Origin of the sequence: Streptomyces sp. NPDC017056, from assembly GCF_044332485.1 — a bacterium.
Lineage (GTDB): Bacteria > Actinomycetota > Actinomycetes > Streptomycetales > Streptomycetaceae > Streptomyces.
The window spans coordinates 78644-104064 of sequence record NZ_JBIRPD010000004.1 but is presented as its reverse complement, the minus strand read 5'-3'; the positions used below and the strand labels follow the sequence as shown (position 1 = coordinate 104064).

General features: G+C 71.6%; 23 protein-coding genes. 21 read left to right on the top strand and 2 right to left on the bottom strand.

Annotated features, from left to right (window positions below; genetic code table 11):
- Positions 1 to 130: 130 nt before the first annotated feature.
- The 17 genes from ACH4OW_RS08935 to ACH4OW_RS08855 all read left to right on the top strand — a co-directional run bounded on the left by ACH4OW_RS08935 (position 131) and on the right by ACH4OW_RS08855 (position 20623).
- On the top strand, positions 131 to 1924 hold the full coding sequence (locus ACH4OW_RS08935) for a DUF5941 domain-containing protein (RefSeq protein WP_398026633.1): 1794 nt from the start codon (positions 131 to 133) through the stop codon (positions 1922 to 1924).
- A complete protein-coding gene (locus tag ACH4OW_RS08930; protein WP_360123365.1) occupies positions 1921 to 2658 on the top strand; it encodes a phosphocholine cytidylyltransferase family protein in 738 nt (245 codons plus the stop codon). Before ACH4OW_RS08935 ends, ACH4OW_RS08930 begins: the two co-directional genes overlap by 4 nt.
- Entirely contained in the window at positions 2646 to 3707 is a 1062-nt protein-coding gene (locus ACH4OW_RS08925) for an iron-containing alcohol dehydrogenase family protein (RefSeq protein WP_360123362.1), read from the top strand. Before ACH4OW_RS08930 ends, ACH4OW_RS08925 begins: the two co-directional genes overlap by 13 nt.
- On the top strand, positions 3685 to 4464 hold the full coding sequence (locus tag ACH4OW_RS08920) for a CDP-alcohol phosphatidyltransferase family protein (protein ID WP_360123359.1): 780 nt from the start codon (positions 3685 to 3687) through the stop codon (positions 4462 to 4464). Before ACH4OW_RS08925 ends, ACH4OW_RS08920 begins: the two co-directional genes overlap by 23 nt.
- A 14-nt stretch (positions 4465 to 4478) precedes the next feature.
- A complete protein-coding gene (locus ACH4OW_RS08915) occupies positions 4479 to 5351 on the top strand; it encodes a glycosyltransferase (protein ID WP_360124189.1) in 873 nt (290 codons plus the stop codon).
- Between the two features lie 79 nt (positions 5352 to 5430).
- Positions 5431 to 6360, top strand: coding sequence for an ABC transporter permease (locus tag ACH4OW_RS08910; RefSeq protein WP_360123356.1), 930 nt, complete (start codon positions 5431 to 5433; stop codon positions 6358 to 6360).
- Positions 6353 to 7150: an ABC transporter ATP-binding protein gene (locus tag ACH4OW_RS08905; protein ID WP_360123353.1), complete on the top strand. Its 798-nt coding sequence runs from the start codon at positions 6353 to 6355 to the stop codon at positions 7148 to 7150. The genes ACH4OW_RS08910 and ACH4OW_RS08905 overlap by 8 nt, the downstream gene beginning before the upstream one ends.
- Positions 7151 to 7574: 424 nt before the next feature.
- The gene (gene hpnC / locus ACH4OW_RS08900) at positions 7575 to 8525 is read left to right on the top strand and encodes a squalene synthase HpnC (protein ID WP_398026141.1); all 951 of its coding nucleotides are present in this window, start codon (positions 7575 to 7577) and stop codon (positions 8523 to 8525) included.
- Positions 8522 to 9499 (top strand): presqualene diphosphate synthase HpnD, encoded by a 978-nt coding sequence (gene hpnD / locus ACH4OW_RS08895; RefSeq protein WP_398026139.1) that lies wholly within the window; start codon positions 8522 to 8524, stop codon positions 9497 to 9499. Before hpnC ends, hpnD begins: the two co-directional genes overlap by 4 nt.
- A gap of 118 nt (positions 9500 to 9617) precedes the next feature.
- On the top strand, positions 9618 to 11114 hold the full coding sequence (gene hpnE, locus ACH4OW_RS08890; protein WP_398026137.1) for a hydroxysqualene dehydroxylase HpnE: 1497 nt from the start codon (positions 9618 to 9620) through the stop codon (positions 11112 to 11114).
- A complete protein-coding gene (locus ACH4OW_RS08885) occupies positions 11111 to 12232 on the top strand; it encodes a polyprenyl synthetase family protein (RefSeq protein WP_398026135.1) in 1122 nt (373 codons plus the stop codon). Before hpnE ends, ACH4OW_RS08885 begins: the two co-directional genes overlap by 4 nt.
- Before the next feature lie 143 nt (positions 12233 to 12375).
- On the top strand, positions 12376 to 14391 hold the full coding sequence (gene shc, locus ACH4OW_RS08880; RefSeq protein WP_398026134.1) for a squalene--hopene cyclase: 2016 nt from the start codon (positions 12376 to 12378) through the stop codon (positions 14389 to 14391).
- The gene (locus ACH4OW_RS08875; RefSeq protein ID WP_398026132.1) at positions 14391 to 15080 is read left to right on the top strand and encodes a 1-hydroxy-2-methyl-2-butenyl 4-diphosphate reductase; all 690 of its coding nucleotides are present in this window, start codon (positions 14391 to 14393) and stop codon (positions 15078 to 15080) included. The genes shc and ACH4OW_RS08875 overlap by 1 nt, the downstream gene beginning before the upstream one ends.
- A gap of 5 nt (positions 15081 to 15085) precedes the next feature.
- Positions 15086 to 16108 carry an adenosyl-hopene transferase HpnH gene (gene hpnH / locus ACH4OW_RS08870; RefSeq protein ID WP_398026130.1) on the top strand — a complete coding sequence of 341 codons (1023 nt, stop codon included), beginning with the start codon at positions 15086 to 15088 and terminating at the stop codon, positions 16106 to 16108.
- Positions 16109 to 16112: 4 nt separating this feature from the next.
- Positions 16113 to 17309: a flavodoxin-dependent (E)-4-hydroxy-3-methylbut-2-enyl-diphosphate synthase gene (gene ispG / locus ACH4OW_RS08865; protein ID WP_398026128.1), complete on the top strand. Its 1197-nt coding sequence runs from the start codon at positions 16113 to 16115 to the stop codon at positions 17307 to 17309.
- 37 nt (positions 17310 to 17346) lie between these two features.
- The gene (dxs, locus tag ACH4OW_RS08860) at positions 17347 to 19227 is read left to right on the top strand and encodes a 1-deoxy-D-xylulose-5-phosphate synthase (protein ID WP_398026126.1); all 1881 of its coding nucleotides are present in this window, start codon (positions 17347 to 17349) and stop codon (positions 19225 to 19227) included.
- 13 nt (positions 19228 to 19240) lie between these two features.
- Positions 19241 to 20623: an aspartate aminotransferase family protein gene (locus tag ACH4OW_RS08855; RefSeq protein ID WP_360141416.1), complete on the top strand. Its 1383-nt coding sequence runs from the start codon at positions 19241 to 19243 to the stop codon at positions 20621 to 20623.
- Positions 20624 to 20710: 87 nt separating this feature from the next.
- Here ACH4OW_RS08855 and ACH4OW_RS08850 read toward each other — a convergent pair whose 3' ends face one another.
- Positions 20711 to 21520: a tyrosine-protein phosphatase gene (locus tag ACH4OW_RS08850; RefSeq protein ID WP_398026123.1), complete on the bottom strand. Its 810-nt coding sequence runs from the start codon at positions 21518 to 21520 to the stop codon at positions 20711 to 20713.
- Positions 21521 to 21819: 299 nt separating this feature from the next.
- Between ACH4OW_RS08850 and ACH4OW_RS08845 the strand changes: the two genes are divergently transcribed.
- A complete protein-coding gene (locus ACH4OW_RS08845; protein ID WP_360141422.1) occupies positions 21820 to 22620 on the top strand; it encodes an SGNH/GDSL hydrolase family protein in 801 nt (266 codons plus the stop codon).
- Positions 22621 to 22668: 48 nt separating this feature from the next.
- Here ACH4OW_RS08845 and ACH4OW_RS08840 read toward each other — a convergent pair whose 3' ends face one another.
- A complete protein-coding gene (locus tag ACH4OW_RS08840; RefSeq protein WP_360141425.1) occupies positions 22669 to 23127 on the bottom strand; it encodes an ATP-binding protein in 459 nt (152 codons plus the stop codon).
- A 136-nt stretch (positions 23128 to 23263) separates the two neighbouring features.
- Here ACH4OW_RS08840 and ACH4OW_RS08835 point away from each other — a divergent pair, with 136 nt between their 5' ends.
- From ACH4OW_RS08835 to ACH4OW_RS08825, 3 genes are read left to right on the top strand one after another with little or no spacing between them, the layout of a single operon-like run.
- A complete protein-coding gene (locus ACH4OW_RS08835) occupies positions 23264 to 24130 on the top strand; it encodes a helix-turn-helix domain-containing protein (protein WP_398026121.1) in 867 nt (288 codons plus the stop codon).
- A 3-nt stretch (positions 24131 to 24133) separates the two neighbouring features.
- On the top strand, positions 24134 to 24415 hold the full coding sequence (locus ACH4OW_RS08830; protein WP_360141431.1) for a DUF397 domain-containing protein: 282 nt from the start codon (positions 24134 to 24136) through the stop codon (positions 24413 to 24415).
- A gap of 23 nt (positions 24416 to 24438) precedes the next feature.
- Entirely contained in the window at positions 24439 to 25329 is an 891-nt protein-coding gene (locus tag ACH4OW_RS08825) for an SAM-dependent methyltransferase (protein ID WP_398026631.1), read from the top strand.
- Positions 25330 to 25421: the final 92 nt, after the last annotated feature.

Genomic DNA, 25421 nt, shown 5'->3' with positions numbered 1-25421 from the left:
CGATAGCCTCTGCCGACGTGCCCACCCACCCCCTCGGGGGCCCAGGTGTGCCACGCCCGCTGCCCGGGTAGCCCGTATCGAATGCGGACCGACCGGCGCGGCCTTGCCAGCTTCCAAGGAGTGAGTTCGTCTGTCGACCGCCATCCTCACCGGTCAGCCGGTCGCCGGGTCGCCGCTCGAAGCCGACCTGCGCTCGCTGGGTTTCGACGTCCGTACGGCGGACGGTGCCGCGGCCGTGGCCGACGTGCTCGCCGCGGTTCCGGCCGATGAACGCGTCGCCGTCGTCGATCCCCGCTTCGTGGGCCACCTGCACAGCCTCCGGCTGGCACTGACCGACCCGCGTTTCCCGGCCGCGGCCGTGCCGGGCGCCGTCACCGCGCAGCCCGAGGCGCGCGCCGCGCTCCAGCGCGCCGCCGCCGCGGTCCCCGCCGGGCCCGGCACCCGCTACCGCGTGGACGTCCTGCCCGACGCGCTCGCCGAGTCCCTGGCGGCCGGGGACGCCGCGCCGCAGCGCGTCGAGCTGGGCAGCCTGGTCGCGACCGTGCCGCTGACGCCCGCCGAGCGCGCCACGGCCGAGGAGGCCGTCGCCGCCGTCGACGACGAGGCCGTACGGCTGCGTACCGCGGTCAAGGCCCGTGACGGGTTCTTCACGACCTTCTGCATCAGCCCGTACTCCCGCTACCTCGCCCGCTGGTGCGCGCGCCGCGGCCTGACGCCCAACCAGGTCACCACGGCGTCGCTGCTCACCGCGGTGGTCGCGGCGGGCTGTGCGGCCACCGGCAGCCGTGGCGGGTTCATCGCCGCCGGGCTGCTCCTGATCTTCTCCTTCGTCCTGGACTGCACCGACGGGCAGCTCGCCCGCTACTCGCTCCAGTACTCGACGATGGGTGCCTGGCTCGACGCGACCTTCGACCGGGCGAAGGAGTACGCGTACTACGCGGGCCTCGCGCTCGGTGCGGCGCGTGGTGGTGATGACGTCTGGGTGCTGGCCCTGGGCGCGATGGTCTTGCAGACCTGCCGGCATGTTGTCGACTTTTCTTTCAACGAGGCGAATCACGACGCCACCGGCAACACCAGTCCCACCGCGGCGCTGTCCGACCGGCTCGACAGCGTCGGCTGGACGGTGTGGGTGCGCCGGATGATCGTGCTGCCCATCGGCGAACGCTGGGCCATGATCGCCGTACTGACCGCCTGCACCACCCCGCGCATCGTCTTCTACGCGCTGCTCGTCGGCTGCGCCCTGGCCGCCTGCTACACCACGGCGGGCCGGGTGCTGCGCTCGCTGACGCGGCGCGCCCGACGGACCGACCGGGCCGCGGCGGCACTCGCCGACCTGGCCGATTCCGGGCCGCTCGCCGGGCTGTTCGCCCGGGGCGGCAGCGGCGGTGCCTTCACCGCCCCCGTGATGGCCTTCCTCGGTGCCGCCTGCCTGCTGACCTGGGTGATCTTCCAGGACGAGCCCGTGACGTGGACGACCGTGATCGTCGCCGTCATCTACGCCCTGTTCTCCGGGCAGGCCGTCGCCCGCCCGCTCAAGGGCCCGCTCGACTGGCTCGTCCCGCCGCTGTTCCGGGCGGGCGAGTACGTGGCCATCCTGGTCGTGGCGGCCCGCTCGGACGCCGACCAGGCGCTGCCCGCGGCGTTCGGCCTGGTCGCGGCGGTCGCCTACCATCACTACGACACCGTCTACCGCATCCGCGTCGGCACGGGGGCCCCGCCGCGATGGCTGGTGCGGGCGGCCGGCGGGCACGAGGGGCGCACGTTGCTCGTCGTCCTCCTGGCGGCCCTGCTGCACGGCTCAGGTTTCACAATCGCGCTGACGGTCCTGGCACTGGTTTTGGCGCTGCTGGTGCTCGTGGAGAGCATCCGCTTCTGGGTGTCCTCCGGAGCACCCGCCGTACACGATGAAGGAGAACCCGCATGATCGGCCTCGTGCTGGCCGCCGGCGCCGGACGGCGTCTGCGTCCCTACACCGACACCCTGCCCAAGGCCCTGGTGCCGGTGGACGGTGACACGACCATCCTGGACCTCACGCTCGGCAACTTCGCCGAGATCGGTCTGACCGAGGTCGCGATCATCGTCGGCTACCGCAAGGAGGCCGTGTACGAGCGCAAGGCCGCCCTGGAGGCCAAGTACGGCCTCAAGCTCACCCTCATCGACAACGACAAGGCCGAGGAGTGGAACAACGCCTACTCCCTGTGGTGCGGCCGGGACGCGATCAAGCACGACGTGATCCTCGCCAACGGTGACACCGTGCACCCGGTCTCCGTCGAGCGCACGCTGCTCGCCGCCCGCGGCGACGGCAAGAAGATCATTCTCGCGCTGGACACGGTCAAGAACCTGGCCGACGAGGAGATGAAGGTCGTCGTGGACCCCGACAAGGGCGTCCAGAAGATCACCAAGCTGATGGACCCCGCGGAGGCCACCGGCGAGTACATCGGCGTCACCCTCATCGAGGGCTCGGCCGCCGAGGAGCTCGCGGACGCGCTGAAGACCACCTTCGAGCGCGACCCCGACCTGTACTACGAGGACGGCTACCAGGAGCTGGTCAACCGCGGCTTCAAGGTGGACGTGGCGCCGATCGGCGAGGTCGCGTGGGTCGAGATCGACAACCACGACGACCTCGCGAAGGGCCGTGAGATCGCATGCCGGTACTGACCCGCCTGATTCCGTCCCCGGTCGTCGTTGACATCAGCGCCGGCGCACTGGACGACCTGGCGGGCCTGCTGGCCGATCAGCGCATCTCCGCGTCCGGGAAGCTGGCCGTCGCCATCAGCGGCGGCTCGGGCGCCCGGCTGCGGGAGCGGCTGTGCCCCGCGCTGCCCGGCGCCGACTGGTACGAGGTCGGCGGCGGCACGCTGGACGACGCGATCAAGCTCGGCGACGCCATGAAGAAGGGCCACTACGACGCGGTCGTGGGCCTGGGCGGCGGCAAGATCATCGACTGTGCGAAGTACGCGGCGGCCCGCATCGGGCTGCCGCTGGTCGCCGTCGCGACGAACCTGTCGCACGACGGCCTGTGCTCGCCGGTCGCCACCCTCGACAACGACGCGGGCCGCGGCTCCTACGGCGTGCCCAACCCGATCGCCGTGGTGATCGACCTCGACGTCATCCGCGAGGCCCCGGTCCGCTTCGTACGCTCTGGCATCGGCGACGCGATCTCCAACATCTCAGCCGTCGCGGACTGGGAGCTCTCGCACCGCGAGACCGGCGAGAACATCGACGGGCTGGCCGCCGCCATGGCGCGCCAGGCCGGCGAGGCCGTGCTGCGCCACCCCGGCGGCGTCGGCGACGACGGCTTCCTCCAGGTGCTGGCCGAGGGCCTGGTCCTGACCGGCATCTCGATGTCGGTGGCCGGCGACAGCCGCCCGGCCTCCGGCGCCTGCCACGAGATCAACCACGCCTTCGACATCCTCTACCCCAAGCGGGCGGCGAGCCACGGCGAGCAGTGCGGCCTCGGCGCCGCCTTCGCCACGCACCTGCGCGGGGACAAGGAGACCTGCGGGCTGATGATCGAGGTGCTGCGGCGGCACGGCCTGCCGGTGACGCCCGGCGAGATCGGCTTCAGTGACGAGGAGTTCGTCAAGGCCGTCGAGTTCGCGCCGCAGACCCGCCCCGGCCGCTACACGATCCTCGAACACCTCGACCTGTCCACCGACCAGATCAGGGACGCATACGCCGACTATGCACAAGCCGTCAGTAGCTGAACTCCGCCCGGTCGTGCACCCCGCGGGTGTCAAGGACCGGCGCAGCGGTGAGCACTGGGCCGGGCGCCTGTACATGCGGGAAATCTCGCTGCGCTGCGACCGGTACCTGGTGAACACCAGGATCACGCCCAACCAGCTGACCTATGTGATGACCCTCTTCGGCGTCCTCGCGGCCCCGGCCCTGCTGGTGCCGGGGATCTGGGGGGCCGTGCTCGGCGTGCTGATGGTCCAGCTCTACCTGCTGCTCGACTGCGTCGACGGCGAGGTCGCCCGCTGGAAGAAGCAGTTCTCGCTGGGCGGGGTGTACCTGGACCGGGTCGGCGCCTACCTCACCGACGCCGCCGTACTGGTCGGTTTCGGGCTGCGCGCCGCCGACCTGTGGGGCTCGGGGCGGATCGACTGGCTGTGGGCCTTCCTCGGCACCCTCGCCGCCCTCGGCGCGATCCTGATCAAGGCCGAGACCGACCTGGTCGGCGTGGCCCGTCACCAGGGCGGGCTGCCGCCGGTCAAGGAGGCGGCGTCCGAGCCGCGCTCGTCCGGCATGGCGCTGGCCCGCAAGGCCGCCGCCGCGCTCAAGTTCCACCGGCTGATCCTCGGGATCGAGGCGTCGCTGGTGATCCTGGTCCTGGCGATCGTGGACTCGGCCAGGGGCGACCTGTTCTTCTCGCGGCTCGGTGTCGCGGTGATGGCGGGGATCGCGCTCCTCCAGACGCTGCTCCACCTCGTGTCCATCCTCGCCTCCAGCAGGCTCAAATGACGGGGGCGAAGGAGATGAAGGTCGGCGCTGTCGTCCTGACCATGGGCAACCGCCCAGAGGAGCTGCGCGCGCTGCTCGACTCGGTCGCCAAGCAGCACGGCGAGCACATCGAGGTCGTGGTCGTCGGCAACGGTTCGCCGCTGCCGGCGCTGCCCGAGGGCGTACGGACCGTGGAGCTGTCGGAGAACGTCGGCATCCCGGCCGGGCGCAACGTCGGCATCGAGGCGTTCGGTCCCGGTGGCAGCGAGGTGGACGTGCTGCTGTTCCTGGACGACGACGGGCTGCTGGACCGGGCGGACACCGCCGAACTGTGCCGTGAGGCGTTCGCCCGCGACAAGAAGCTGGGCATCATCAGCTTCCGCATCGCGGACCCGGAGACGGGGGAGACGCAGCGCCGGCACGTGCCGCGGCTGCGCGCCTCCGACCCGATGCGGTCCTCCCGCGTCACCACCTTCCTGGGCGGCGCCAACGCGGTCCGTACGAAGGTCTTCGAGGAGGTCGGCGGGCTGCCCGACGACTTCTTCTACGCCCATGAGGAGACCGACCTGGCCTGGCGGGCCCTGGACGCGGGCTGGATGATCGACTACCGGTCGGACATGGTGCTGCTGCACCCCACGCACGCCCCCAGCCGGCACGCGGTCTACCACCGCATGGTGGCCCGCAACCGGGTCTGGCTGGCCCGCCGCAACCTGCCGGCTCCGCTGGTTCCGGTCTATCTCGGTGTCTGGTTCCTGCTCACCCTCGCCCGGCGCCCCTCGCGGCCCGCGCTGCGCGCGTGGCTGGGCGGCTTCAAGGAGGGCTGGGCCACTCCCTGTGGTCCCAGGCGTCCCATGAAGTGGCGTACCGTTTGGCGCCTGACCCGGCTGGGCCGCCCTCCCGTCATCTGACAAGCTCGTATCTGAGAGCATCAGGCGCGAACCCGGGGCGCGACCCCGGCAGCGCACCTTGAGGACGAAAGTGTCAACAGTGAGCGAGACTACGCACGACAGTGCGGTCGCCATGAGTGCCCCGCCAACACCCGACGACGGGTTGTCCCGTGCCGAGCTGGCCCGCAAGTACGGGCTCACGCAGAGCGGCGCGCGGCCCAGCCTGCCGGAGTACGTGCGGCAGCTGTGGGACCGGCGGCACTTCATCCGCGCCTTCTCCAGCGCGAAGCTGACCGCGCAGTACAGCCAGGCGAAGCTGGGCCAGGTGTGGCAGGTGGTGACGCCCCTGCTGAACGCGCTCGTCTACTACCTCATCTTCGGCCTGCTGATCGGCACCAGCCGTGGTGTCGAGGACTACGTGCCCTTCCTGGTCACCGGCGTCTTCATCTTCACCTTCACCCAGAGCTCGGTGATGGCCGGCACCCGCGCGGTCTCCGGCAACCTGGGCCTGGTGCGCGCGCTGCACTTCCCGCGCGCCTGCCTGCCCATCTCGTTCTGCCTGATGCAGCTCCAGCAGCTGCTCTTCTCGATGGGCGTGCTGGTCCTCATCCTGCTGGGCTACGGCCAGGTGCCCACCTGGTCCTGGCTGCTGGCGATCCCGGCCCTGGTGCTGCAGTTCGTCTTCAACACCGGCCTCGCGATGGTCATGGCCCGGCTGGGCAGCAAGACCCCCGACCTCGCGCAGCTGATGCCCTTCATCATGCGGACGTGGATGTACGCGTCCGGCGTGATGTTCAGCATCGACGTGATCCTCAAGGAGAAGGCGGTCCCCGCCTTCGTGCACGTCCTGCTGGACTGCAACCCGGCCGTGATCTTCATCGACCTGATGCGCTTCGCGCTGATCGACAGCTTCACCTCGGACAAGCTGCCCCCGCACGTGTGGCCGCTGGCCCTGGGCTGGGCGCTGGTGATGGGCATCGCCGGCTTCGTGTACTTCTGGAAGGCTGAGGAGCGGTACGGCCGTGGCTGAGCAAGAGGACGCCGTGCAGACGGCGGACGGGAACCGCGTCCCCACCGTGATCGCGGACGACCTGCACATCGTGTACCGGGTGTACGGCACCGGAGCGGGCAAGGGCAGCGCCACCGCCGCCCTGAACCGCATCATCCGCCGCAAGCCCTCCAGCGGCGTGCGCGAGGTGCACGCGGTCAAGGGTGTCAGCTTCACCGCCTACCGCGGCGAGTCGATCGGCCTGATCGGCTCCAACGGCTCGGGCAAGTCGACGCTGCTCAAGGCCGTCGCCGGCCTGCTGCCGGCGGAGCGCGGCCGGGTCTACTCGCACGGCCAGCCGTCGCTGCTGGGCGTGAACGCGGCCCTGATGAACGACCTGACCGGCGAGAAGAACGTCATCCTCGGTGGTCTGGCGATGGGCATGTCCCGCGAGCAGGTGCGCGAGCGCTACCAGAGCATCGTGGACTTCTCGGGCATCAACGAGAAGGGCGACTTCATCTCGCTGCCGATGCGCACGTACTCCTCCGGCATGGGGGCGCGCCTGCGCTTCTCCATCGCGGCGGCCAAGGACCACGACGTCCTGATGATCGACGAGGCGCTGGCGACGGGCGACCGTGCCTTCCAGAAGCGCTCGGAGGCCCGCATCCGCGAGCTGCGCAAGGAGGCCGGTACGGTCTTCCTGGTCAGTCACAACAACAAGTCGATCAGGGACACCTGCGACCGGGTGCTGTGGCTGGAGAAGGGCGAGCTGATGATGGACGGCCCGACGGACGAAGTGATCAAGGCGTACGAGAAGGAGACGGGCAAGTAGCCCGCAGCGCGCCGCACGGCCCCCGCGAGTCCGGCTCGCGGGGGCCGTTGATCGTTGGCGGGCCGGCCGCCGAAGGTTGTCCGCGGGTCTGCTGATCGTTAACAGTTGGTCAACTCCGCTGGATTCGGGAACAGTTCGGGCTGGCTGGATGTTGACCGGATCGTTGCTTCGCGGTTCGGTACCCCCTCGGACGCGGGAGAGATGTACGGCGTAAGCTGTACGGGTACTGAACAGCACAAGTGGCACAAGTCGGGCAATGCTTACCCGTCCTGGCGATCGGGGTCCGATCGGGCCGGTCGCAGCATGCGGCGTGTCCGAAATGGGATGTTTTGGCTTGGCGGTGTAGAACGGGAGGCGTGACGGCAATGGCTACTGGAACTCTCCGGCTCCGAAACGCGCCGGGCAGCCTCCGGTGAGCCGAGGGATGACGCGGGCGCGCGGCGTCCCCGTCCGGCCCGGGGCGCCGGACGACGGCCGGGGCGACGCGGCGTCGCGCACCGTCCTGGCCAAGGCCGCGCACGAGAACTTCCCGGTGGCGCCGCTCTTCCTGCCCCGCGCCTGGCGGCGGGACCTGATGGCCGTCTACGGCTTCGCCCGGCTCGTGGACGACATCGGCGACGGCGACCTCGCGCCCGGCGGCGAGGACGCCGTACTCCTCGGCCTGGACCGTTCGGCCGCGGGCGAAGGCGGAGACCGCGTCGCGCTGCTCGACGCGCTGGAGGCGGACCTGTACCGCGTCTTCGGCGACCGGGCCCCGGGGCCGCTGCATCCCCTGATGCGCCGCCTCGGCCCGACCGTGCGCCGCTGCGGTCTGACGCCGGAGCCCTTCCTGCGCCTGATCGAGGCCAACCGGCAGGACCAGCGGGTCGGCCGCTACCCCACGTACGGGGACCTGCTCGCCTACTGCGAGCTGTCCGCCAACCCCGTGGGCCGGCTCGTCCTGGGCATCACCGGCACCACCAGCCCCGAGCGCGTCCGGCGCTCGGACGCCGTCTGCACGGGGCTGCAGATCGTCGAGCACCTCCAGGACGTCGCCGAGGACCTCGCCCGCGACCGGATCTACCTCCCCGGCGAGGACCTGCGGCGCTTCGGGGTCACGGAGGCGGACCTCGCCGCCCGCACGGGGGGCGCGCCGGTGCGTGCGCTGATCGCGTACGAGGCGGAACGCGCCCGTGAACTGCTGAATGAAGGCACCCCGCTGGTGGGTAGCGTCCACGGCAGGCTCAAACTGCTGCTCGCCGGCTTCGTCGCCGGCGGACGCGCCGCACTCCGGGCGGTCGCCGCCGCCGACCACGACGTACTCCCTGGACCGCCCAAGCCGACCAAGCTCAGTCTGCTGCGCGAGGTGGGGGCGACATTGCGAAGAGAGGGGTGAGTCGGACCGTGGAGGATTTCGCACACACGTCCGCGCCGGTGCTCGCTGCGTACCGCTACTGCGAGGCCGTGACCGGGCAGCAGGCACGTAACTTCGCCTACGGCATCCGGCTGTTGCCGGCCGACAAGCGGCAGGCCATGTCCGCGCTCTACGCCTTCTCGCGCCGGGTCGACGACATCGGCGACGGCGTGCTCGCACCCGCCGCCAAGCAGCAGCGCCTGGAGGAGACTCGCGCCCTGCTCGGGCGTATCCAGGACGGCGCGGTCGACGAGGACGACACCGACCCGGTCGCGGTCGCGCTGTCCGACGCGTCCCGGCGCTTCCCGATCCCGCTCGGCGGGCTCGACGAGCTGATCGACGGCGTCCTGATGGACGTGCGCGGCGAGACGTACGAGACCTGGGACGACCTGAAGGTCTACTGCCGCTGCGTCGCGGGGGCGATCGGCCGGCTCTCCCTGGGAGTGTTCGGCACCGTGTCCGGCGCGCCGGACGCCGAACGCGCCGCCGAGTACGCCGATACGCTCGGGCTGGCCCTGCAACTGACCAATATCCTGAGAGACGTTCGCGAGGACGCCGGAAACGGCCGTACGTATCTCCCCTCCGACGACCTCGCCAAGTTCGGCTGCGCGGTGGGCTTCCACAGTCCGGTCCCGCCGCCCGGAGCGGACTTCACCGGACTCGTCCACTTCGAAGTCAGGCGCGCCCGCGCGCTGTTTGACCAGGGTTTCAGGCTGCTGCCCATGCTCGACCGGCGCAGCGGTGCCTGCGTCGCCGCCATGGCCGGCATCTACCACCGCCTCCTGTCGAGGATCGCGGCGGACCCGGCGGCCGTGCTGCGCGGCCGGGTCTCGCTGCCCGGCCGGGAGAAGGCGTTCGTGGCCGTACGCGGCCTGTCGGGGTTCGACGCGCGGGCCATCGGCCGCCGCCAGGCGGCCAGGGCGGCGGGCAGGCCGCCGGCCAGGAGGCGCGGATGAGGTGCCAGGAGACGGGCGAGGCGGGGGAGCCCAGCTCACGGGCCGTACGACGGAACAAGCGGCGGGCAACCCTCCGCCCGTCCACTGCGTCCCTGACGTCAGTAATCAGGGAGGGCGAATGACATCGGGACCGATGCGGCCCGACCGGCACGATGCACATGAGGCAGGCCGCCCCGATGGGGCGGCTGCGGTGGTCATTGGGGGCGGTCTCGCCGGTATCACGGCAGCGCTGGCGCTGGCCGACGCGGGGCTGCGCGTCACCCTCTTCGAGGGGCGGCCCCGGCTGGGCGGGCTGGTCTTCTCCTTCCGCCGGGACTCGGCGGTGGGGGAGCTGACCGTCGACAACGGCCAGCACGTCTACCTGCGCTGCTGCACCGCGTACGGCGGGTTCCTCGACCGGGTGGGCGGCCGCGGCCTGGTGCCCCTCCAGGACCGGATGGACGTCCCCGTGCTGGACGCCGAAGGGCTGCGGCTGGGCCGGCTGCGGCGCACCGGCCTGCCCGTACCGCTGCACCTGGCGAAGAGCCTGGCCATGTACCCGCACCTGACGCTCGCCGAGCGGGCGAACGTCGGCCGGGCGGCGCTGGCCCTGAAGAAGCTGGACCCCGAGGACCCCGCCCTGGACCGTGTCGACTTCGCCTCCTGGCTGGCCCGGCACGGCCAGTCGCCGCGCGCCGTCGAGGCGCTGTGGGACCTGGTCGGCGTCGCGACGCTCAACGCGCGGGCCGGCGACGCCTCGCTGGGCCTGGCCGCCAAGGTCTTCAAGACCGGCCTGCTCTCCGACAACGGCGCCGCCGACATCGGCTGGTCCCGGGTGCCGCTCGGCGACGTGCACGACACGCTCGCGCGCGAGGCCCTGGAGAAGGCGGGCGTCCGCGTCGAGCTGCGTACCCGCGCGAGCGCCCTGGCCCGTACGGAGAACGGTGCCTGGCGGGTGACCGTGGAGAACGGCCCGCACGGCCGTGAGCAGCTGGACGCTGGAACGGTCGTACTGGCCCTGCCGCAGCGCGAGACCCACGGCCTGCTCCCCGAGGGCAGCCTCGACGACCAGGACCGGCTGCTGGACATCGGCACCGCGCCGATCCTGAACCTGCACGTCGTCTACGACCGGCCGGTGCTCAAGCTGGGGGCGCCCCCCGGACCGTCAGGTCCGTTGCGGGGGACGTTCTTCGCGGCCCTCGGCTCGCCGGTCCAGTGGGTCTTCGACCGTACGGAGGCATCCGGTCTCGCCGCGCTGCCCGGCGGCGCCCGCAGCCAGTACCTGGCCGTGTCGCAGTCCGCAGCGCAGGACGAGATCGACCGGCCGGTGGCCGAGTTGCGCAAGCGCTACCTGCCGGAGCTGGAGCGGCTGTTGCCCGCCGCGCGCGGCGCCGTCGTCCGCGACTTCTTCGTCACCCGCGAACGCACCGCGACGTTCGCCCCCACCCCGGGCGTCGGCCGGCTCCGGCCCGCCGCCCGCACCAAGACCCCCGGCCTGTACCTGGCCGGTGCGTGGACCGCCACCGGGTGGCCCGCGACCATGGAAAGCGCTGTTCGCAGCGGCCTCGGAGCCGTTCGCGAGGCACTCACCGAACTCGGCTTCCCCCAGGGCCAGTTGCCCCAGGAGGCGGCATGACCACGAGTACGAGCTCTCGCACGAGCACGAGCACCGGAAACAGAGGAGAAACCGTGCACCCGGCTTCCCCAGCTATCGACACCGAGACCGTCACCGCGCTGCTGGAGCGCGGGCGGCAGCTCGCCACGCCCGTGCTGCGTGCCGCCGTGGCCCGGCTCGCGCCCCCCATGGACACCGTCGCCGCGTACCACTTCGGCTGGATCGACGCCGCGGGGCGGCCCGCGGACGGCGACGGCGGCAAGGCGGTACGCCCCGCGCTCGCGCTGCTCTCGGCCCAGGCCGCCGGGCAGCCCCCCGAGGTGGGCGTCCCCGGCGCCGTCGCCGTGGAACTGGTCCACAACTTCTCGCTGCTGCACGACGACCTGATGGACGGCGACGAGCAGCGGCGCCACCGCGACACGGTGTGGAAGGTACACGGCCCCGCCCAGGCCATCCTGGTCGGCGACGCGCTGTTCGCCCTCGCCAACGAAATACTGCTGGAACTGGGCACCGTCGAGGCGGGCCGCGCCACCCGCCGGCTCACCACGGCCACCCGCAAGCTCATCGACGGCCAGGCCCAGGACATCTCCTACGAGCACCGCGAGCGGGTCACCGTCGAGGAGTGCCTGGAGATGGAGGGCAACAAGACGGGCGCGCTGCTCGCCTGCGCCGTCTCGGTCGGCGCCGTCCTCGGCGGCGCCGACGACCGCACCGCCGACACCCTGGAGAAGTACGGCTACCACCTCGGCCTCGCCTTCCAGGCCGTCGACGACCTGCTCGGCATCTGGGGCGACCCGGAGGCCACCGGCAAGCAGACCTGGAGCGACCTGCGCCAGCGCAAGAAGTCGCTGCCGGTCGTCGCCGCCCTGGCGGCCGACAACCCCGCCGCCGAACGGCTCGCCGGCATCCTCGCCGCGGACGCGAAGAAGAGCGAGGACGAGATCGCGGACTTCACCGAGGAGGAGTTCGCCTCCCGCGCGGCCCTCATCGAGGAGGCCGGCGGCCGCGAGTGGACCTCCCAGGAGGCCCGCCGCCAGCACACCACCGCCATCGCCGCACTGGACGAGGTGGACATGCCCGCACCGGTCCGCGCGCAGCTCGTCGCGCTCGCGGACTTCGTCGTCGTACGAGAGAGATGATCGCCATCGACCCGATCTAGATCGCAGTCGCCGGCCGGCGCTCCCGAACCGCAGTCGCAGGGGCCCGTTTCCCGACACGGGCCCGGGCGCCGGCCGACGGAATCCCTGAGCACGCTTCACAGTTCACTGCAGAAGGGGAAGCCATGACAGCGACGACCGACGGAAGCACCGGGGCGCTGCCGCCCCGGGCCCCTTCGGCCAGCGATGCCACCGCTGAGGACACCACGCACGAGAAGGCCGCCGCGGACGGCACCGCGGCCGCCGCCCGGCGCGCCACGGCCCGCGCCACCGACTACCTGCTGTCCGTCCAGGACGAGGCCGGCTGGTGGAAGGGCGACCTGGAGACCAACGTCACCATGGACGCCGAGGACCTGCTGCTGCGGCAGTTCCTGGGGATCGGGGACACGCGCACCACCGAGGCCGCGGCCCGCCACATCCGCGGCGAGCAGCGCGCTGACGGCACCTGGGCCACCTTCCACGGCGGCCCCGGCGAACTGTCCGCCACCATCGAGGCGTACGTCGCCCTCCGGCTGGCCGGCGACGCGCCGGACGCCGCCCACATGGCCAGGGCCGCCACCTGGATCCGCGAGCGCGGCGGCATCGCCGCCTCCCGGGTCTTCACCCGGATCTGGCTGGCGCTCTTCGGCTGGTGGCGGTGGGAGGACCTGCCCGAACTGCCGCCCGAGCTGATCTACTTCCCGAAGTGGTTCCCGCTCAACATCTACGACTTCGGGTGCTGGGCCCGGCAGACGATCGTGGCACTGACGATCGTCTCGGCCAAGCGCCCCGTACGCCCCGCGCCGTTCGCCCTGGACGAGCTGCACACCGACCCCGCCGACCCGAACCCGCGCCAGCCCCTCGCCCCGGCCACCAGCTGGGACGGTCTCTTCCAGCGGCTGGACAAGGGCCTGCACCAGTACCGCAAGGTCGCCGTGCGCAGGCTGCGCCGCGCGGCCATGAGGGCGGCGGCCGCCTGGATCATCGAGCGGCAGGAGAACGACGGCTGCTGGGGCGGCATCCAGCCGCCGGCCGTCTACTCGGTCATCGCGCTGCACCTGCTCGGCTACGACCTCCGGCATCCGGTGCTGCGCCAGGGGCTGGAGTCGCTGGACCGTTTCGCCGTCTGGCGCGAGGACGCGAACGGCGAGCCCGTCCGCATGGTCGAAGCCTGCCAGTCCCCGGTCTGGGACACCTGCCTGGCCGCCATCGCGCTCGCCGACGCGGGACTGCCCGCCGACCACCCGCAGTTGGTCAAGGCGGCCGACTGGATGCTCGCCGAACAGATCGACCGGCCGGGCGACTGGAGCGTACGCAGGCCGCAACTGCCCTCCGGTGGCTGGGCGTTCGAGTTCGACAACGACAACTACCCGGACATCGACGACACCGCGGAGGTCGTCCTCGCGCTGCGCCGCATCCAGCACCCGGACCCGGAGCGCGTCGACGCCGCCGTACGGCGCGCCGTGCGCTGGAACCTGGGCATGCAGTCCAAGAACGGGGCCTGGGGCGCCTTCGACGCCGACAACACCAGCCCGTTCCCCAACCGGCTGCCGTTCTGCGACTTCGGCGAGGTCATCGACCCGCCGTCGGCCGACGTCACGGCGCACGTCGTGGAGATGGCCGCCGACGCCGGCCTGACGCACGACGCGCGGGTGCGGCGCGGCGTCCGCTGGCTGCTGGCCGAACAGGAGCCGGACGGCTCGTGGTTCGGGCGCTGGGGCACCAACTACGTCTACGGCACCGGGTCGGTGCTCCCGGCCCTGGCCGCCGCGGGCATCCCCGCCTCGCACCCCGCCGTCCGCCGCGCCGTGCGCTGGCTGGAGCGGGTCCAGAACGAGGACGGCGGCTGGGGCGAGGACCAGCGCTCCTACCGGGACAAGGCGTGGGCGGGCCGCGGCGCGTCCACCGCCTCGCAGACCGCGTGGGCGCTGATGGCGCTGCTCGCGGCGGGCGAGCGGGAGAGTGAGGCGGTCGGTCGCGGGGTGCGCTGGCTGGCCGCCACGCAGCGCGCCGACGGGTCCTGGGACGAGCCGTACTTCACCGGTACGGGCTTCCCCTGGGACTTCTCCATCAACTACCACCTGTACCGGCAGGTCTTCCCGCTGACGGCCCTGGGGCGCTACGTCAACGGCGGACCGGCCGGCGCGTCCCAGGGCGCCTGATGGCGGCGTCGCACGGCAGGCGCACCGGCCAGGACGGCCGGCCCGCCCCGCCGCAAGCGCCGCCGCCGCTGCTGGTCGCCTGCGCGCTCGGCATCGAACGGCTCGCGCTGCGCGGCGGCGACCGCAGCGGGGCGACCGCGCCCGTCGTCACGCTCCGTACCGGAATGGGCCCGCGGGCGGCGTCGGACGCCGTCACGCACGCGCTGCGGTACGGGTCCGTCACCGAGCGGGCGCCGGTCGTCGCCACCGGGTTCTGCGCCGGCCTGGTCCCCGGGATGCGGCCGGGGGACGTGGTCGTCGCCGAGGCCGCGCGGGGCCATCTGCCGGGCGCGCCGGACGTGCCCTGCTCCGACAACGAGCCGCTGCTGCGGTCCCTCAAGGAGCGCGGCCTGACCGTGCACACCGGCCTGCTGCGCGGCTCCGACCACGTCGTACGCGGCGCGGAGCGGGCCGGGCTGCGTGCCGGGGGCGCCGTCGCGGTGGACATGGAATCCGCCGCGACCCTGCGCGCGGCGACCCGCGGCGGCGACCGTCCGGTTGCGGCCGTCCGGGTGATCGTGGACGCTCCAGAACATGAACTTGTCCGAATTGCTACTTTGCGCGGTGGAATGTCGGCCTTCCGTGTGCTGCGCTCCATCCTTCCCGTCTTTTTCGAATGGCACCGTTCTTTGCTGCTCCCCAGGAGGTGAGCCAGATGGCCATGCCGCTCCGCCAGTCCATCCGGGTCGGTACGTATCTCTTTGAACAGAAAATGCGCAAGCGGGAGAAGTTCCCGCTCATCGTCGAACTGGAACCCCTTTTCGCGTGCAACCTCAAATGCGAGGGCTGCGGGAAGATCCAGCATCCGGCCGGTGTGCTGAAACAGCGCATGCCGGTCGCCCAGGCGGTCGGCGCCGTCCTGGAATCCGGTGCGCCGATGGTCTCCATCGCGGGCGGCGAGCCCCTGATGCACCCGCAGATCGACGAGATCGTGCGGCAGTTGGTGGCCAAGCGGAAGTACGTCTTCCTGTGCACCAACGCGATGCTGCTCCGCAAGAAGATGGACAAGTTCACCCCCTCCCCGTACTTCGCCTTCGCCGTGCACATCGACGGCATGCGCGAGCGCCACGACGAGTCCGTGGCCAAGGAAGGCGTGTTCGACGAGGCCGTGGCGGCGATCAGGGAGGCCAAGCGGCGCGGCTTCCGGGTCACCACCAACTCCACCTTCTTCAACACCGACACCCCGCAGACCATCATCGAGGTGCTCAACTTCCTCAACGACGACCTCCAGGTCGACGAGATGATGCTCTCGCCCGCCTACGCCTACGAGAAGGCGCCCGACCAGGAGCACTTCCTCGGCGTCGAGCAGACCAGGGAGCTGTTCAAGAAGGCCTTCGCCGGCGGCAACCGGCGCCGCTGGCGCCTCAACCACAGCCCGCTCTTCCTGGACTTCCTGGAAGGCAAGGCCGACTTCCCCTGCACCGCGTGGGCGATCCCCAACTACTCCCTCTTCGGCTGGCAGCGCCCTTGCTACCTGATGAGCGACGGGTACGTCCCCACGTACCGGCAGCTGATCGAGGAGACCGACTGGGACAAGTACGGCCGCGGCAAGGACCCGCGCTGCGCCAACTGCATGGCGCACTGCGGCTACGAGCCCACCGCCGTCCTGGCCACCATGGGCTCCCTCAAGGAGTCCCTGCGCGCCGCCCGCGAGACCGTCGCAGGAAACCGCGGGTGACGTGATGAGCACTGGTGAGCCTCCCGGAGGCAGTACCTCCGGTACCGGCGTCGCACTGGGGCTCCCCGAGGTTCCGGCCCGGCCGCTGGCGCAGCGGCGCGTCTCGCGCCGCATCCAGGTCGGGCCGGTGCCGGTGGGCGGCGGTGCCCCCGTCTCGGTGCAGTCGATGACCACCACGAACACGGCGGACATCGGTGCGACCCTCCAGCAGATCGCCGAGCTGACGGCGTCCGGCTGCCAGATCGTGCGCGTCGCCTGCCCGACCCAGGACGACGCCGACGCGCTGCCGGTGATCGCGAAGAAGTCGCAGATCCCGGTCATCGCCGACATCCACTTCCAGCCGAAGTACGTGTTCGCCGCGATCGACGCCGGGTGTGCGGCGGTCCGCGTGAACCCGGGCAACATCAAGCAGTTCGACGACAAGGTCAAGGAGATCGCGAAGGCGGCCGGCGACGCCGGCACGCCGATCCGGATCGGCGTCAACGCCGGCTCGCTGGACAAGCGCCTGCTGGAGAAGTACGGCAAGGCCACGCCAGAGGCGCTCGTCGAGTCCGCCCTGTGGGAGGCGTCCCTCTTCGAGGAGCACGGCTTCCGCGACATCAAGATCTCGGTCAAGCACAACGACCCGGTCGTGATGGTCAACGCCTACCGGCAGCTCGCCGCCCGGTGCGACTACCCGCTGCACCTGGGCGTGACCGAGGCCGGGCCGGCCTTCCAGGGCACGATCAAGTCCGCGGTCGCCTTCGGCGCGCTGCTCTCCGAGGGCATCGGCGACACGATCCGCGTCTCCCTGTCGGCGCCGCCGGCCGAGGAGGTGAAGGTCGGCCTGCAGATCCTGGAGTCGCTGAACCTGCGGCCCCGCCGCCTGGAGATCGTCTCCTGCCCGTCCTGCGGGCGGGCGCAGGTGGACGTGTACAAGCTGGCCGACGAGGTCACCGCGGGCCTGGAGGGCATGGAGGTGCCGCTGCGCGTCGCCGTCATGGGCTGCGTCGTCAACGGCCCCGGCGAGGCCCGCGAGGCCGACCTCGGTGTCGCGTCCGGCAACGGCAAGGGCCAGATCTTCGTCAAGGGCGAGGTGATCAAGACGGTGCCCGAGTCGAAGATCGTCGAGACCCTCATCGAAGAGGCCATGAAGATCGCGGCGGGCATGGAGGCCGAAGGAGTGGTGCTGCCCGGCGCCCCCGACGTGAGCGTCAGCTGAACCCGTAGAGGCCGTACCCGTAGGAGGGGGACCGAGCATGCCGATGCTGGAACACATCCGCGACCCGCGTGACCTCAAGGCGCTTCCCGGCGGCTCCCTCGGCGAACTGGCCGAGGAGATCAGGCAGTTCCTGGTGCACGCGGTGGCGCGGACCGGCGGCCACCTGGGACCCAACCTGGGCGTGGTGGAGCTGACCATAGCCCTGCACCGGGTCTTCGAATCGCCCGCCGACCGCATCCTGTGGGACACCGGCCACCAGTCGTACGTACACAAACTGCTCACCGGACGCCAGGACTTCTCCAAGCTGCGCGGCAAGGGCGGCCTGTCCGGCTACCCCTCCCGAGAGGAGTCCGAGCACGACGTCATCGAGAACTCCCACGCCTCCACCGTGCTGGGCTGGGCCGACGGCCTGGCCAAGGCCAACCAGGTCCGCGGCAGGCGGGACCGCGTCGTCGCCGTCATCGGGGACGGCGCGCTGACCGGCGGTATGGCCTGGGAGGCGCTGAACAACATCGCCGCCGCCAAGGACCGCCCCCTGATCATCGTCGTCAACGACAACGAGCGCTCCTACGCGCCCACCATCGGCGGCCTCGCCAACCACCTCGCCACCCTGCGCACCACCGACGGCTACGAACGCTTCCTCGCCTGGGGCAAGGAGATCGTGCAGCGCACCCCGGTCGTGGGCCGGCCGCTGTACGAATCGCTGCACGGCGCGAAGAAGGGCTTCAAGGACGCCTTCGCCCCGCAGGGCATGTTCGAGGACCTCGGCCTGAAATACGTCGGCCCGATCGACGGCCACGACATCGCCGCCGTCGAGTCCGCGCTGCGCCGCGCCGCCCGCTTCCACGGGCCCGTACTGGTCCACTGCCTCACCGAGAAGGGGCGCGGCTACCGGCCTGCGCTGGAGGACGAGGCCGACCGGTTCCACACGGTCGGCGCCATGGACCCGCTGACCTGCGCCCCCGTCGCGCCGCCCGGCCCGCCGTCATGGACCTCCGTCTTCGGCGACGAGATGGTGAAGATCGGCGCCGAGCGCCCGGACGTGGTCGCGATCACGGCGGCCATGCTGCAACCCGTCGGCCTCGGCAAGTTCGCGGCGGCCTTCCCCGACCGTACGTGGGACGTGGGCATCGCCGAGCAGCACGCGGCCGTCTCGGCGGCCGGCCTGGCCACCGGCGGCCTCCACCCGGTCGTCGCCGTCTACGCCACCTTCCTTAACCGCGCCTTCGACCAGGTCCTGATGGACGTCGCGCTGCACCGGTGCGGCGTCACCTTCGTCCTCGACCGGGCCGGCGTGACCGGCACGGACGGGCCCAGCCACAACGGCATGTGGGACCTGTCCGTCCTCGGCGTCGTCCCCGGTCTGCGGATCGCCGCGCCGCGCGACGCCGACCAGCTCCGCGTCCAGCTGCGCGAGGCCGTCGACGTGGACGACGCGCCGACCGTGCTGCGCTTCCCGAAGGAGTCGGTGGGCGAACCGGTCCCGGCGCTGGAGCGCGTCGGCGGCGTGGACGTACTGGGCCGCGGCGAGCGCGAGGATGTCCTGCTGGTCTCGGTGGGCGTGATGGCCCCGGTCTGCCTGGGGGCCGCCGAACTGCTCGCCGAACGCGGCCTCGGCGTCACGGTCGTCGACCCCCGCTGGGTCAAGCCCGTCGACCCCGCGATCGCCCGGCTCGCCGCGCGGCACGGCTCGGTGGCCGTCGTGGAGGACAACAGCCGCGAAGGGGGAGTGGGGTCGGCGGTCGGCCAGGCCCTGCGCGACGCGGACGTGGACGTACCGCTGCGGACCTTCGGCATCCCCGGGCAGTTCCTGGCACACGCCAAGCGCGGCGAGGTGCTCGCCGACATCGGGCTCACCCCGGCCGAGATCGCAGGCCGCATCGGCGCCTCGCCGGCCCGTAAGGAGAACGACTCGTGACGGAGAACGGATCGTGACCGGTTTCGACCTGACCAAGCTGCTCGCCGAACGCGGCGCCGAGCGCTACGCGCTGCACGCCAAGTACGTCAACCACCAACTGCCGCGCATGCTGCACACCATCGGCTTCGACAAGGTCTACGAGCGGGCCGAGGGCGCCTACTTCTGGGACGCCGACGGCCGGGACTACCTCGACATGCTCGCCGGCTTCGGGGTGATGGGCCTGGGCCGCCACCACCCCGTCGTCCGCCGGGCGCTGCACGACGTCCTGGACGCCCAGCTCGCCGACCTGACCCGCTTCGACTGCCAGCCGCTGCCCGGCCTGCTCGCCGAGAAGCTGCTGGCCCACACTCCCCACCTGGACCGCGTCTTCTTCGGCAACAGCGGCACCGAAGCCGTCGAGACCGCCTTGAAGTTCGCCCGCTACGCCACCGGCAAGCCGCGCGTCCTGTACTGCTCCCACGCTTTCCACGGCCTGACCACCGGAGCCCTCTCGGTCAACGGCGAGAGCGGCTTCCGCGACGGCTTCGCGCCGCTGCTGCCCGACACCGCCGTCGAGCTGGGCGACCTCGCGGCACTGGAACGGGAACTGCGCCGCGGCGACGTGGCGGCCTTCGTCGTGGAACCCATCCAGGGCAAGGGCGTCCACCCCACCCCGCCCGGCTACCTGCGCGCCGCCCAGGAACTCCTGCACCGGCACAAGGCCCTGCTGATCGCCGACGAGGTGCAGACCGGCCTGGGCCGCACCGGCGACTTCTTCGCCTACCAGCACGAGGACGGCGTGGAACCGGACCTGGTCTGCGTCGCCAAGGCGCTCTCCGGCGGCTACATCCCGGTCGGCGCGACCCTGGGCAAGGACTGGATCTTCAAGAAGGTCTACTCGTCCATGGACCGCGTCCTGGTCCACTCCGCGAGCTTCGGCTCCAACGCCCAGGCGATGGCCGCGGGCCTGGCGGTCCTCTCGGTGATGGAGGACGAACAGATCGTCGCCAACGCCCGCCACACCGGCGACCTGCTGCGCACCAGGCTCGCCGCCCTCACCGACCGCTACGAACTCCTCCACGACGTACGCGGCCGCGGCCTGATGATCGGCATCGAGTTCGGCCGCCCCAAATCCCTGCGGCTCCGCGGCCACTGGGCCATGCTCCAGGCCGCCCGCAAGGGCCTCTTCGCCCAGATGGTCGTCGTCCCCCTCCTCCAGCACCACCGCATCCTCACCCAGGTCTCCGGCGACCACCTGGAGGTCATCAAGCTGATCCCGCCCCTGACCATCGGCGAACGGGAGGTCGACCGCTTCGTGGACGCCTTCACCGCCGTCATGGACGACGCGCACCAAGGGGGCGGCCTGATGTGGGACTTCGGACGGACGCTGTTGAAGGCGCTGCCCACGAGGAACTGAGCTAGGTCACCGGAGCCCGAAACGCGACCGGCCCGCGGCCTCCCCTGAGGAAGCCGCAGGCCGGTGCCCGCCACCAGGGCCGGGAACTCAGTCCTCCAACAGCTGGAACCGCAGCCGCTCGCGGGTCTCCGGGGAGAGTTTCAGGCCCTCGCTCAGGTAGGTCTCCGTGGAGCCCCAGGTCGTCGTGATGGTGTCGAAGGCCGCGGCCAGGTATTCGGCGCGGGCGTCGAAGAGGGGGGCGAGGAGTTCCATGACCTCGGGGGACATGCCCGCCACCGAGTTGTCGGAGCGGCGCACCTTGTAGCGGCGGTGTGCGGCGTTGGACTCCAGGTAGTCGGCCTCGATGGCTGCCGGTTCGACGCCTACCGCGAGGAGGGTGACGGCGATGGACAGGCCCGCCCGGTCCTTGCCGGCCGCGCAGTGCATGAGGGCGGGGACGCTGTCCTCGGCGAGCGCGTGCAGGACGCGGCTGTGGTCGGCGGTGCGGGTGGTGATGATGCTGCGGTAGGTCTCGGCCATCCGGCCCGCCGCCTTGCCGTCGCCCAGCGCCGTACGCAGGTGGCCCAGCTCGCCGTCGCGCACCATCGCCCAGAACTCCGCGCCGTCGGCCGGGTCGGTGAGCGGGATGTTCACGTTCCGTACGCCGGGCAGGGTGACGTCGGGGCCCTCCAGCTTGATGTCCGCGGCGTTGCGGAAGTCGAAGACCGTGTGCAGCCCGAGGCCGGCGAGGAAGGCCGCGTCCGCCTCGGTGGCCGACGCCAGGTGCCCGCTGCGGAAGAGCCGGCCCTTGCGCACCCGGCGGCCGTCGACGGTCGGCAGCCCGCCCACGTCACGGAAGTTGCGCACCTCCGCGAGCTCCGGGTCGGTCGACGGGACCTCCGGGGTCTGCTGCGTCACGGGCGCTCCTCCGTATCGGTCGCCGACGCTGCTCGTCGACGAGGCGGGCCTCTCCGACGATACGACATTGGTTCAGCCGGCAATCAGGCCGTCGGCGGCCGGTCGCCCGCGCCGTACGCGGTGCCGGAGGCTGTCGTCCGGCCACGCCCGTACGGTCCCGAACGGCCGAATGTGGTCGGCCGCCCTGCGCGTTCCTTATTCCGACTTGAGCAGAATTTGACCGGGTGGTATTAATCACCCCACGTCAACCCCTGGTTACGGTGGCGTAAGTCACTTCCGGGGGTGAAGGATGTCCTGACGTGGCAGACGATTCGAAGAAGATGAGCAGTGGCGCATATGGCGCCATCGGGTCGTACGCAGCCGTCGGGGACAGCTTCACCGAGGGGGTCGGGGATCCCGGCCGTGACGGGGCGTACATCGGCTGGGCGGACCGGCTGGCGGTTCTCCTGTCGGACCGGCGCGCGGAGGGCGGATTCCGCTACGCCAACCTCGCGGTCCGCGGCCGGCTGCTGGACCAGATCGTCGAGGAACAGGTGCCGCGGGCCAAGGAGCTCGCCCCCGACCTGGTGACGTTCTGCGCCGGCGGCAACGACATCCTGCGGCCGGGCTCGGACCCGGACGCGGTGGCCGAGCGCTACGAGGCGGCCGTCGCCGACCTGCGGGAGAAGGTCGGCACCGTGCTGCTGTGCACGGGGTTCGACACCCGCGGCGTGCCGGTGCTGCGGCATCTGCGCGGCAGGATCGCGACGTACACCGCGCACGTACGGGCGATCGCCGACCGGCACGACTGCCCGGTCCTGGACCTGTGGTCGCTGAAGTCCGTGCAGGACCGGCGGGCCTGGAGCGACGACCGGCTGCACCTGTCGGCCGACGGGCACACCCGGGTCGCGCTGCGCGCCGCGCAGGTGCTGGGCCTGGACGTGCCGGCCGACCCGGACCAGCCCTGGCCGCCGGAGGCCGAGCGGTCCGCCGCCGAGGCGCGGCGGGACAACATCCACTGGGCGCGTGAGCACCTGGTGCCGTGGATCGGCCGCCGGCTGCGCGGCGAATCCTCCGGCGATCACGTCGAGCCGAAGCGGCCCGACCTGCTTCCCCTGTAGAGCCCCGCTGCTCCTGCCGCCGTCCGTGGTCACCGCGCGGGCGGCGGTTCAGTGTGCGGCGCGCCCGTAGGGCAGGTCGGCCCAGACGGTGCGGCCGCGGCCGGTGGGGTCGGGGCGTACGCCCCAGGCTTCGGAGAGGGCGCCCACGAGGAAGAGGCCGCGGCCGCATTCCTTGTCCACGCTGCCGGGCTGTACGTGCGGCGCCGAGGTGCCCCGGCCCTGGTCGGTGACTTCCACGCGCAGAAAGGCGCCGAGGAGCGTCAGTTCGCACCCGACCTTGTCGCTGTCGGTGTGCCGCACGGCGTTGGTGAAGAGTTCCGAAACCACCAACTCGGCGTCGTCGCGGACCTGTTGTGCCGCGCCCCACTCGTGCAGTACCGCGAGTGCGCGTCTGCGCGCCTCCGGGACGGAGGTGCGGCGCGCCGGCAAGTGGAACGCGTCCTGGAGACGCTCGGCGATGAAGCCGCCACAGCGCCCTAACGAAGGAGCGTTGTTGGAGGAAGCCACTCCGCAACTATGTGCGATGTTGGTCACCGATGGCAAGGATCAATGTGTAATTTGCAGAATCGCAAACGCAGTCTGTTCGGTCTGCTGACGACATGACACACTGCTGATCACTCACGTCGGTTGGAGGGGGACAGAAGTGGCGGATGCACGGTCGGGTGGCGCTCCGACCGTCCTGCGGGTGGTGCTCGGCAAGAGGCTGCAGGACCTGCGCGAGAAGGCGGGGCTGTCCTACGAGCAGGCGGCCGGCGCCCTCGATGTGACGCACGCCACGGTACGGCGCATGGAGAAGGCCGAGGTCGGCCTCAAGATCCCGTACGTGGAGAAACTGCTGGCGACCTACGGGGTCACCGGGCAGGACGAGATCGACGGCTTCCTCAAACTGGCCCGCGAGGCCAACCGGCCCGGCTGGTGGCACCACTTCCGCGACGTCCTGCCCGACTGGTTCAGCGCGTACGTGAGCCTGGAGAGCGAGGCCAACCTCATCCGGGGCTACCAGCCCCACTACGTACCCGGCCTGCTCCAGACCGAGGAGTACGCGCGCGCCGTCCTGCGGGCGGGCAAGCCGCACGCGGCACGCGAGGAGATCGACCGCGCGGTCGCGCTGCGCCTGGAGCGGCAGTCGCTGCTCACCCGCGAGAACGCCCCCATGCTCTGGATCGTCATGGACGAGACGGTCTTCCGGCGCCCGATCGGCGGGCCGCGGGTGATGCGCGACCAGATCGCACGGCTGGCCGAGGCCACCGCGCTGCCCAACGTCCGGCTCCAGATCATCCCGTTCGCGGCCGGACCCCACCCTTCGATGTACGGGCCGTTCCACATCTTCCGGTTTCCCATCCCGGAGCTGCCCGACATCGCGTACACGGAGAACCTGGTGGGCGCCGTGTACTTCGACCAGCGCGACGACGTCTCGCAGTTGCTGGAGGCGCTCGACCGGATGTGCGCGCAAGCCGCGCCGGCGCAGACCACCGAGGCCCTTCTGGGCGGCTTTCGCAAGGAGATCTGAACCATGGATCGCATACGCATCTACAACGGCATGCCCGCCACGGAGCTGGGCCGCGAAGGCTGGCGCAAGCCGTGGAGCGGCGGCAACGGCGGCGAGTGCGTGGAGGCGCTGCGGCTGGGGGACGGACGGGTGGCGCTGCGCCAGTCCACCGACCCCGACGGCCCGGCCCTGATCTACACCCACGGCGAGATCAAGAGTTTCATCGAGGGCGCGAAGGCGGGCGAGGCCGACTTCCTGCTCGCCGCCGCACCCGGCACGTGCGGTACCGAACGGAGGACGGCGTGAAGGAAGCGGAATTCTCCCGGGCCGTGGTCGGCTCGTGGGACGAGGACGGCTCGCGGGGGCTCCAGGACGCGGCGGCCTTCAAGGCCGACGAGATCGACACCAGCCGGCCGCACCCCGCCCGGATGTACGACTACTACCTGGGCGGGCGCGACAACTACGAGGTCGACCGGGAAGCCGCGCAGCGCGTCATCGCGGCACACCCGCAGGTACGGCTGAGCGCCCGCGCCAACCGGGCCTTCCTGCACCGCGCCGTGCGCGACGTGGTGGGCAGCGGCATCCGGCAGCTCATCGACATCGGTACGGGCATCCCGACCTCCCCCAACACCCACGAGGTGGCCCGGGAGACGGCGCCCGGCGTACGGGTCGTGTACGTCGACAACGACCCCATCGTCGCCACCCACGCGGGCGCGCGGCTGACCACCACCGAGGACACCGGGTTCGTGCTGGCCGACGTGCGCGACCCGGAGGCGATCCTCGGCCACCCGACCGTGCGCGAGCTGATCGACTTCGACCGGCCGGTGGCGCTGCTGCTGGTCGCCGTCCTGCACTTCGTCCGGGACGACGAGGACCCGGCCGGGATCGTGGCCAGGCTGGCCCGGGCGCTGCCGGAGGGCAGCATGCTGGTGATGTCCCACGCGACGGGCGAGCCGTACGAGGCGTACACGCAGGGCCGGACCGACGAGCAGGCGCGCGACGGCGTGCTGGACGTCTACAAGAACGCGACGGCCACCCTGAACCTGCGCACCAAGGCCGAGGTCGAGCCCCTCTTCGGACCGTTCGAGCTGCTGGACCCGGGCGTGGTGCGGGTGCCGCTGTGGCGCCCGGACGGCCCGCCGCCGGGCCCGGCGGAGCTGAACGACACCATCTTCTACGGAGGCGTGGGCCGGAAGCGGGGGCCGGGCACCGGCGATTGACAGCCCCGGCCCGGCGGCCGAGGCTGAGAGGCGGTGGACGTCCGGCGGCGCTGCCGCCGGGCCAAAGCGGTCACCCGAGTGGCGGGACGGGG